This window comes from Nostoc sp. UIC 10630 (assembly GCF_010747425.1).
GTDB lineage: Bacteria > Cyanobacteriota > Cyanobacteriia > Cyanobacteriales > Nostocaceae > Nostoc.
Window position 1 is genome coordinate 1 of record NZ_JAAGOG010000255.1, and the last position, 9,409, is coordinate 9,409.

The 9,409-nt window shown below is 40.1% G+C and carries 4 protein-coding genes; 2 read left to right on the forward strand and 2 right to left on the reverse strand.

Going from position 1 to position 9,409, the window contains the following annotated elements; all coding sequences use genetic code 11:
• The first annotated feature begins 512 nt into the window (after positions 1-512).
• Entirely contained in the window at positions 513-890 is a 378-nt protein-coding gene (locus G1O98_RS33735; RefSeq protein ID WP_163937823.1) for a hypothetical protein, read from the forward strand.
• Positions 891-921: 31 nt separating this feature from the next.
• Entirely contained in the window at positions 922-3,015 is a 2,094-nt protein-coding gene (locus G1O98_RS33740) for a substrate-binding domain-containing protein (RefSeq protein WP_163937826.1), read from the forward strand.
• Positions 3,016-3,254: 239 nt separating this feature from the next.
• Here G1O98_RS33740 and G1O98_RS33745 read toward each other — a convergent pair whose 3' ends face one another.
• Together G1O98_RS33745 and G1O98_RS33750 are read right to left on the reverse strand one after the other, a co-directional pair.
• Positions 3,255-3,893: a Uma2 family endonuclease gene (locus G1O98_RS33745; RefSeq protein WP_163937829.1), complete on the reverse strand. Its 639-nt coding sequence runs from the start codon at positions 3,891-3,893 to the stop codon at positions 3,255-3,257.
• Positions 3,894-4,235: 342 nt separating this feature from the next.
• Entirely contained in the window at positions 4,236-9,341 is a 5,106-nt protein-coding gene (locus G1O98_RS33750) for an AAA family ATPase (RefSeq protein ID WP_243458623.1), read from the reverse strand.
• Positions 9,342-9,409: the final 68 nt, after the last annotated feature.

Consider the following 9,409-nt stretch of genomic DNA (forward strand, 5'->3'; position numbering starts at 1 on the left):
CAACCTCCTGCTCCGCGTTACACTAAAGGCGTGTTGGCGAAATATGCCAAATTAGTATCTTCTAGCAGCATCGGTGCTGTGACAGATTTGGATTTGTTTTAATTAACCTGAAAACTGTGGCGCAAGTTTGCCTTTAACAAGGGGATTTTGCCCTTTTTCTGGTTAATTGAGAGCGTAGCTGCATTTACGCCATCCTGTAATAGTTTGAGCTAGCGATCGCCAGGAAGTTGCAAGGATAAACTCAGTAGCTCCTTTGCGATCGCAAGCGTTGGTAAAATAAAATGCTGTATAAAAACAACTTGTCAGATGAAATAGTATTGATCGCCTCTAAGTTTTGAAGCTATTGAAAACAAATGTTCTGTGTTTGTACCAGATTTTTACCTAAATTTTATGAGTTTTTGTAAAAATTTTGAAGAAGTTTCAGGAAATTTACATAGAAGATGTGATGTCAATCGATATACTACAGAAATACAATTGACCATCAACTGCTGAAAAACCTAAAAGGGCACAAAATGAGTTCTGAATCTAACGTCAAACTGACGCTCGCTCTTTCTAATCCAGACTTAGATGCAGAGGAACAAGAACGGGAAACACGGAATCTGCTGCGAGAAATCAAAGAATTAGATGTAGAAAGTGCTGAACTTGTAGCAGTTACAGAAATACCTCAAGGAGCCAAATCTGTTGGCGGTTTTCTAGTCGGGGTGTTGCAGACAGAGGTGAGCCTTGCCAATTTTAAGAAATTGTTGGGATTTTTGGGCGATCGCTTAGGTAACAAAACTATTGAGTTGGAAGTTGAAGCTAACGGCAAAAAACTCAAGGTGAAAGCTAGCAGTCAGCAAGAGTTAAACGCCGCCATTGAACAAGCTCAAAAGTTTATCGCAGGCAACTGATAAATTCTATTAGCAAGGAAGTAATAACGAGATGGCGAAAATAGCGCTGCTAATAGGAGTCAGTGAGTATGAGCCTGGTCTTACCCGATTGCCAGCAGCGACAAAAGATGTCGAGGCTATGCAGCGAGTTTTGCTAAACCCAGAGATAGGCGGTTTTGATGACGTAACACTACTGATAAATCCTCAACGACAAGCAATGGATGAGGCGATCGAGAGGCTATTTAGCGATCGTCAAAGAGATGACCTCGTGCTGCTATTTTTCTCTGGTCATGGAATTAAAGATGAGAAGGGCAACCTTTACTTTGCTGCTTGCAATACTAAAAAAAGTGACAAAGGAGAGCTAGTTAAGGCCACAACAGTATCAGCTGACTCTGTACATAGGGTTATGAGCAATAGCCGTTGCAAACGCGAAGTAGTAATTCTCGATTGTTGCTTTAGTGGGGCATTTGCTGAGGGGATGTCAGCGAAAAATGATGGTTTTGTTGATATCAGAAACCAATTGGGTGGAGAAGGGCGTGCTGTTCTGACATCTAGTACCTCAACCCAATTTTCTTTTGTACAGCTAGGAGCAGATACCTCAACTTACACCACCTACATAGTTGAGGGGTTGAAGACTGGTGCAGCAGATAAGAATGAAGATGGTTGGATTTCGGTTGATGAATTACATGAATATGCTACTAAGGCAGTACAAGAAGCTACTCCGGCAATGAAACCGGAGATATATGCTATCAAAGAAGGCTATAAAATAAACCTTGCTAAAGCACCTATTGATGATCCCAAGCTCATATATCGTCGAGAAGTTGATTATTGGGTAAGAGACGGTGAGATTTCTGATATTGGTCATACTGCTTTAACTAAGCTACAAAAAAAGTTAGGACTTACATCTGATGAAGCCACCGCTAAAGAGGCTGAGGTTTTAAAACCTTATCAAGACTACAAAGAAAATTTACAGGAATATCAAAAGGTATTCTTCCAAGTAACTAAAGGTAAATTTCCTGTTAATGAAAATACTCGTGCCGATTTGAAACGTCTTCAGCAAAATTTAGGACTTAGGGATGAAGATACAGCCCTAATTGAAGCTTCTCAAAAAAGAAGGTTAAATGTAACTCCTAAATCTTTAGTAGTGTTGACTATGGGAGTTATTATTGGCGCTGGAATAGTAAAATTTATTATACCGGATATAAAATCTGAAGATCGAGCTATCCCACCTACACCAATAGAAGTTACCAATCAGTTTGCAGAAGTTCGTAATGTACCTGAAGGAACATTTAAATACGGCGGTAGTACTTCTTGGGCTTTTATCCATCCAAAGCTGGAATCAGAAATTAAAAATACTTATCCTAAATTTGACATAAAAATAAGAAAGGACTTGGTACAAGGTTCTGGAATAGGTATTGAGAAGTTAATAGATGGTGGACAAGATGGACTGGATTTTGCTCTATCATCCCGTGATGTTTCCTCTGAAGAGGGATACAAAGCTAAAAGAAAGCAGTTTACTCTTAAAGCAATTCCAGTTCTTAAAAGTGGTTTAGCAGTAGCCGTTAACCCCGAATTAGCGATCAATGCTTTGACCAAAGAACAATTAAGTAAAATCTACAGTGGTAAGATTGACAACTGGAGACAGGCTGGCACTCTCGCCGATATCCCAATTAAGTTTTATACACGTAGTGGTAATTTGCAAAGCACTGACGAGTTTAGAACAAGTTTAGAAATTATAAATTTTGGTAAAAATATTAACTTTGTTAATACGACTAGTGAAGGACTCCAAAAAATCATGAGAGAACCTGGGGGAATCTTTGTAGGCCCAATCTCAGATGTAGTACCACAGTGTAGAGTTAAGACTTTACCTATTATTAACACGGAGGGTAAAACCTTCTATCCATACCAAAGACAAAACTTCGTGTCACCTGCTCAATGTGGTGCTGGTAAGCGTAACCGAGTTAATATCGAAGCAATTTACAGTAGTGAATATCCATTACCTGCTATTTTCTACGTAGTAGTTAAGCAAAATGGTCAAAGAGAACAGCAAGCTGGTCAAGCCTATGCCAATCTAATTTTAACAAAACAAGGGCAAGAGATGATAAAAAGTCTTCAACAAACTGGGAGTCTTGACGAAAATAATTAGGTGCTGATGCTTCTCTTTGCTGAATTTTTGCACAAAAACTCTATTGTACGGTTACCATTTTCGAGTTAGTCGTTAAACAGTAAAAATTCACTTTTCATCTGGCAATTGCACAAATCATGATATCAAATTAGTTAAAATTAAACAAAATAACTTTGTGCCGATTCAACCTGAATTTGGCAACTTTATTTAATAGCGATCACACTTCTTGATTTTTATATTTCAAAATAGCGATCACATTGTTATAAATTATCTTTAACCCAATCTCGAAAATTACGCATAGCTTGGCTTCTACCAATTGTTAAACACTGCTGTACATATTTATTCACTAATTCAATAATTGGAATATTAGGAAAATTAGGACTAGAGCCAGATTTTATATACTTACTTTCTTTTAGCAAATAAATCTCTAAACCTTGTTGTGTATGTCGCCAAAGTTCAGGAACTCCCAAAATTTTATAATTTTCAAATCGAGTTCGAGAAGTAATATCAATTTCGATTGCTAAATCTGGTGGTGGGTCTATAGTTAAATCAATGCGATTTTTTCCAATAACAGCAGCTTGATTTTGAATATAAAAACTAGTATCTGGTTCTACTGCTTGTTGCATCCGCTCATTTTTAAGCGTAGTCGAGCCAAAAGGTTCAAAATCTATTTGCAAAATTTCTAACAAAATTTTGACTAAATCACCAATAAGTTCTTTATCTTTTTCGTGTTCTGGTAGGGGAACCATAATTTCTAACCAACCATGACTATAAGAGATACGTGCAGCACGTCTTTCCCCCATTTCTTCTAAAATGTTTTCTAACTGCTGCCAACTAATATCTTTGAGCAACATTTGTTGACCAGGTTTAACAATAATTTGTTGCAGTTTTAAAAGCATATCACCTCAGAGAGTTGATGTAGTAGCTGTTACAGCAGATTAAATTCAAAAATCAACTTTCTTAAAGTATATCGTCTTTGAGAATGAGGGTAGAAATTAGCCAAAAAATCACTTGTATGATTTTTGTCTAGGTTTGTTGATAAAGCTTGAACAATAGCGATCGCACCACAACAAAATTTGCCAAAGTTTTAATTTCTGGCTTCTGAATGGCTAACCAATTATTAATATCATTCTCACCTTGCCGTGTTTTTAACAGTGCTTGCTGCTTGAAACTATCAGGTTTTTTCCTTCCCTTTACCCCAAAAACCGGAAAGTATTGAAGTGGAAATTACTCAGCACTCATTATTTTTGTTGAGTAGAAATTTGAATGACAAACTCTGTGCCCTGTCCAAGTTCTGAAGTGCAGGAGAGTGAACCGCCATGTCCTTCTACCACGATTTGACGAGCGATCGCTAATCCTAATCCAGTGCCTTTTCCTACAGGCTTGGTAGTGAATAAATGGTCAAATACTCGTTCCTTGACCTCCGGTGACATCCCCACCCCATTATCGGCAATCTTAATCAAGATATCCTGACCTGAGTTTGCTACACGGGTTTGAATGGTGATGCAATTGGGGTTAGCTAGAATTGCTTCCAAACTCCGTTCTGTATTGTATTGTTCAAGGGCATCAATGGCATTTGCTAACAAGTTCATAAACACTTGATTAAGTTGTCCAGCAAAGCATTCGACTAGGGGGAGTTTGCCATAATTCTTCACCACCTCAATTGCCGGACGATTTTCGTTAGCTTTTAAACGATGTCTCAGAATTAGAATAGTGCTGTCAATGCCTTCGTGAATATCAAAAGGAACTTTATAATCCTTATCTGCTCTGGAAAATGTTCGCAAACTGGTACTGATGCTGCGGATACGCTGAACACCCAATTTCATTGAGTCCAGTAATTTAGATAAATCTTCACGTAAATAATTCAGGTCGATGGCATCAATTTCGTCTTTAATATCTGAGCCAGGATTAGGAAACTTCTCTTGATAAAGATTAATCAGTGCAAACAAGTCTTTAATATAATCTTTGGCTGGTTCAATGTTGCCGGCAATGAAACCAATAGGATTGTTTATTTCATGGGCGACACCTGCCACCAGATTACCAAGAGCAGACATTTTTTCACCTTGCACCAATTGCAATTGCATCGTTTGTAGTTCTCGCAAAGCTTGTTCTAATTGTTGCTTTTGCTGTTGCAGCAATTGTTGTGCTTGGTAGTATTCGGTGATGTCTTCAGAAGTACCAAGAATGCCAAAAACGTTTCCTTCTTTATCTCGTAGCGGAATTTTATTGGTATTCGACCAGATTTGTTTTCCGTCAGCTTTCAGCACGGTTTCTATAATGTTGAGTTCAGCTTGTCCAGACTCCATAATGCGGCGATCGCACTCTACAAAAGAATCTGATTGCTCACGAGTCCAGGAAAAGTCGTAGTCTGTTTTACCAATAACATTTTCAGACACTCCATTCTCAAAAGTTTGAGCATACTTATGGTTACAGCCTAAATAAACACTATTGCGATCTTTCCAGAAAACAGACTGCGGGATATTATCGATAATTAACCGCAAAAATTGTTCCGTCTGTCTAAGGTTTTCTAAAATATCTTGTGCTTGTTGATAAAGTCGGGCGTTTTCCAGGGAGATTGCAGCTTGAGTACATAACAAATTGAGAATTTCGACGCGATCGCTGCTAAACGCCCCAGCAACCAGATTGTTTTCTAAATACAAAATCCCTAATAGTTTGCCTTGATAGAGAATCGGTGTACACAGCAAGCTTTTGGGTTGCTGACGCATGATGTAGGGATCAGCCATTAACATCGGATGCACTGTTGCATCAAGGATGACGGTAGGTTGCAGGCTGCGTTTAACCGCATAAATTAGGCTATGAGGAATGTCTGCGCTATCTTCTACAAAAATGGACTGTAACAACCTTGATTGCTGTCCAACTTCAGTGGTCGCCTCAACTAGCAATTTACCTTCTTTGAGCAGTAGTAACGCACACTTATCGGCTCCAGCATTTTCAATTACCACTTGTAGCAGCTTCGTAAGTAATTTATCCAGTTCAATTTCACTAGAAAGAGTTTGAGAGGCTTTGAGAACCGTTGCCAAATCTAGCATTACTGATGCACTGCTGCTAGATGTTGGTGATTTATTAGTGCTTGAGTGCAAGGTAGTAATGCTGTCAATATTTGCGATCGCAGAGTCACTTCGTGAACGCGTCTGTTGTAAAATAGGCGCTAGAAGCCTTGGATAACGTTGTTCTAAATCATCAACTTTGGCTTTAGCACCCCAGCGAGTGTAACAATAATAAGCATTAATCAAATATTCTTGGGCAATGCGTTCTTTGCCCCATTCTAAATAAAACTTAGCTGTGAGTTCATTAGCTAAAGCTTCCTCGTTGAGGTATTCGTTTTCTTTGGCTTTAGCAATGGCGCGATCGTAATACTCAATTGCTTCGGCTTTTGCCCCCAAAACTCGACATTTTTCCGCAATAACTAAAGCATGGCGGTGAGCTTGATTGCTTGGTGCATAATCCGCCCAAATGCTGAGTTTTTCTTGATGACCCCTCACGCGTTCTATAATGCTGATTTGGTCTGTCTTACTGGCAGTTGGGTAAACCGCTAATCGAACTAGTGCATCATAAAAGTAAAACAGAGGAAGAATCACTAGTCCTGTGATTGCGCCCAAATACGGTTCTGCAAGTTGGGCGTTTTGTAGAGCTTTTTCATAGTCTTGGAAAAGGTAGGAAAGGAAAAGTTTATTGAAATAAACCTGATATAGTCCTGCTCCCTGATTCGTTTTGACGTAAAGCTGAATTATTTCATCTTCGTGGCAGTATTCGCCAAGCAATCGCTCAGGTTCAAGCACAGCCTCCAACAAATTGACTACAACCTGATGATAAATACTTTGTGTGTGCAGACAGGTATCCTGGCGCAATTGCTGAATGACCTTGCGATGCATATCTATCGTTTGTCTTAAGGCAGATAGTTCCTGACCACTCCAGTAAGCTGTGTAGCAATAACACATCAGGCTGAGAGCGACATACTCGATATCACCGCTTTCTAGCCCACTGGCATAGGCTTGCAAATATCCTTCCAAGGTATATTTTGCAGGTTCTTGCCAATGTCTAAGGAAGCAGTTAAAGGCAAAAATGGTTTTAGCAGTTAGCTTGGGGGCATAGATGCGTTGCATAAGATTCATCCCCAGTTGCCCAAACCGATAGCCTGCGTCAATATCTCCCAATGTAGCAACCAAGGTCAACCCATACATTACATAGCCATGAGTCGATTCTGGAGCATTGCCGTATTCTACTGATAAATCGAATTCGGCAAAGATCACTAGAGGCAAAAGTTCAGGAGCAGCTTGGTAAGCCGCAGAAATAATACTGGATAAAATAACCATTGCCGCTTTTTTCTCCGGTGCGGCTATTTGCGGTAATTCCAACAAAGATTCAATTGACCTGCCATTAAGCAAGGTTTGGGTGTGCCTCAGTGCCTGTTCGATGTCTACTGAGGTGGGTTGTTCCGGCAAATACACTCCCAGATGCTTGAGGATTTCTCGTGCTAATTGCAAGGCTTCTAGCTGCTGATGTTGTGCCATACAAGCCTGGATTTTAATACTGTAGATATTTACCCGATCTAGCCAGGATTGAGCATGATTCAGTACCACATCAGCTAACTGTTCCATCTGTTCAAAATCGGTGCAGAGGTAAGCTGATTCTGTTGCTCCTTCATACAAGATGAGGGCGAGATTGTATTGGCTGTGCCAGCAATTACTCGTTAGTATGGCAATACCTGTGTTGAAATAGTTTAAAGCTGCTGCATAAGCTGTTGCACCCTTGGCTTTATGTCCAGCAGCCAGGTTTAACTGCGCGAGTTCCTGTTGCTCCTGCTGATCGCTAATCAAAGTGACCCCTTGATTAAGGTGGTTGACGATCGCAAAAATTTTCTCATCTCGTTCATTTACAGCCGTCGCTTGTTGCAGCAAACGTCCAATGTGCAGGTGAGTAACTTGCTTTTGATTGTCAGGAATTAGTAAATAAGCAGCTTGCTGAATGCGATCGTGAAGAAATTTGTAGCTGCTGGTTATTTTTCCATAGTCATTGTGACTATTTACCAATGATTGTTGTTGATAGAATTTGTAAACGTCACTGCTAGGAATAATAAATCCTTCTTGAAGTGCTTTCCATAACTTATCTGCCGTTTTTGCCTCAGACTGTTCAGAGACGATCGCTAACGTGGCTAAATCAAATTGGTTTCCCACACAAGCCGCTAATTTCAAAACTTCTTGAGTTTCTATTGACAACTTTTCAAGCTGAATTGCCATAAACTCTACTACATCATCAGTAAGGGCGAGCGATCGCACTTGAGCAACATCACATTCCCAACCCCCTTGACTTCCCGCCTTGGTAAGGGGGGACTGAGGGGGGTTAAATGTAATTAGTTTTTCTTGATGTAGAGCTTTGAGAAACTGGGTGCTGAAGAAAGGATTACCTTTAGTTTTGCTCAATATCAACTCTGTTAACGGTGTGGCTAATGCTAGGGAGCAGCTCAATGTATCTGCAACCAAGTGATTAACAGACGTTTGATCGAGAGGAGTTAAGGTAATTGTATTGACTGTAGCACCCAACTTCTGAATCTCTTGCAAAGTCAGCATCAGGGGATGTACTGGATTAACTTCGTTATCTCGATAAGCACCAATTAATAGTAGATAGCCGATGTCAACTTCACTCATTAACAAGTGCATTAACTTTAAAGAAGCAGAATCTGCCCATTGCAGATCATCAATAAAGATTGCCAATGGATGTTCTAAGGCAGTGAAGACTTGAGTGAATTTCAAAAACAGCGACTTGAAGCGATTTTGTGCCGCACTCCCAGAGAGTTCCGGCGCAGGAGGCTGTTTACCAATCATACTTTCCAGTTCTGGAATCACCTCAATCATCACTTGTCCGTTGTCACCCAAAGCAGAGAGAATTTTGCACTTCCACTGCTCGAATTGAGTGTCAGTTTCACTCAGCAGTTGCCTGATTAAGTCTCGAAAAGCTTGCACAAAGGCAGAGAAAGGAATGTTGCGTTGGAATTGGTCAAATTTACCTTTAATGAAGTAACCTCGTTGTCGCACGATTGGCTTGTGGACTTCGTTAACCACAGCAGTTTTGCCAATACCAGAGAAGCCTGCTACTAACATAATTTCAGTGCTTCCCTGACTGACTCTCTCAAAGGCATTCAGTAAACTTTCAACTTCGTCTTGGCGACCATAGAGTTTTTCTGGGATGATGAAGCGATCGCAAATATCCCGCTCACCTAATTGAAAGGATTTGATTTCTCCAGTTTCTTGCAATTGAGACAAACATTTTTCTAAATCAAATTTCAGCCCTAATGCACTCTGATAGCGGTCTTCAGCATTTTTCGCCATCAATTTCATCACAATGTCACAAAGAACTTGGGGAATCTCTTTTTCCCCCCAGCCGCCAGTCCCCTGCC

Coding starts and splice junctions, on each gene's coding strand:
- G1O98_RS33750 (WP_243458623.1), bottom strand. CDS start 9,341: ATGGCGAAAAATGCTGAAGACCGCTATCAGAGTGCATTAGGGCTGAAA.
- G1O98_RS33740 (WP_163937826.1), top strand. CDS start 922: ATGGCGAAAATAGCGCTGCTAATAGGAGTCAGTGAGTATGAGCCTGGT.
- G1O98_RS33745 (WP_163937829.1), bottom strand. CDS start 3,893: ATGCTTTTAAAACTGCAACAAATTATTGTTAAACCTGGTCAACAAATG.
- G1O98_RS33735 (WP_163937823.1), top strand. CDS start 513: ATGAGTTCTGAATCTAACGTCAAACTGACGCTCGCTCTTTCTAATCCA.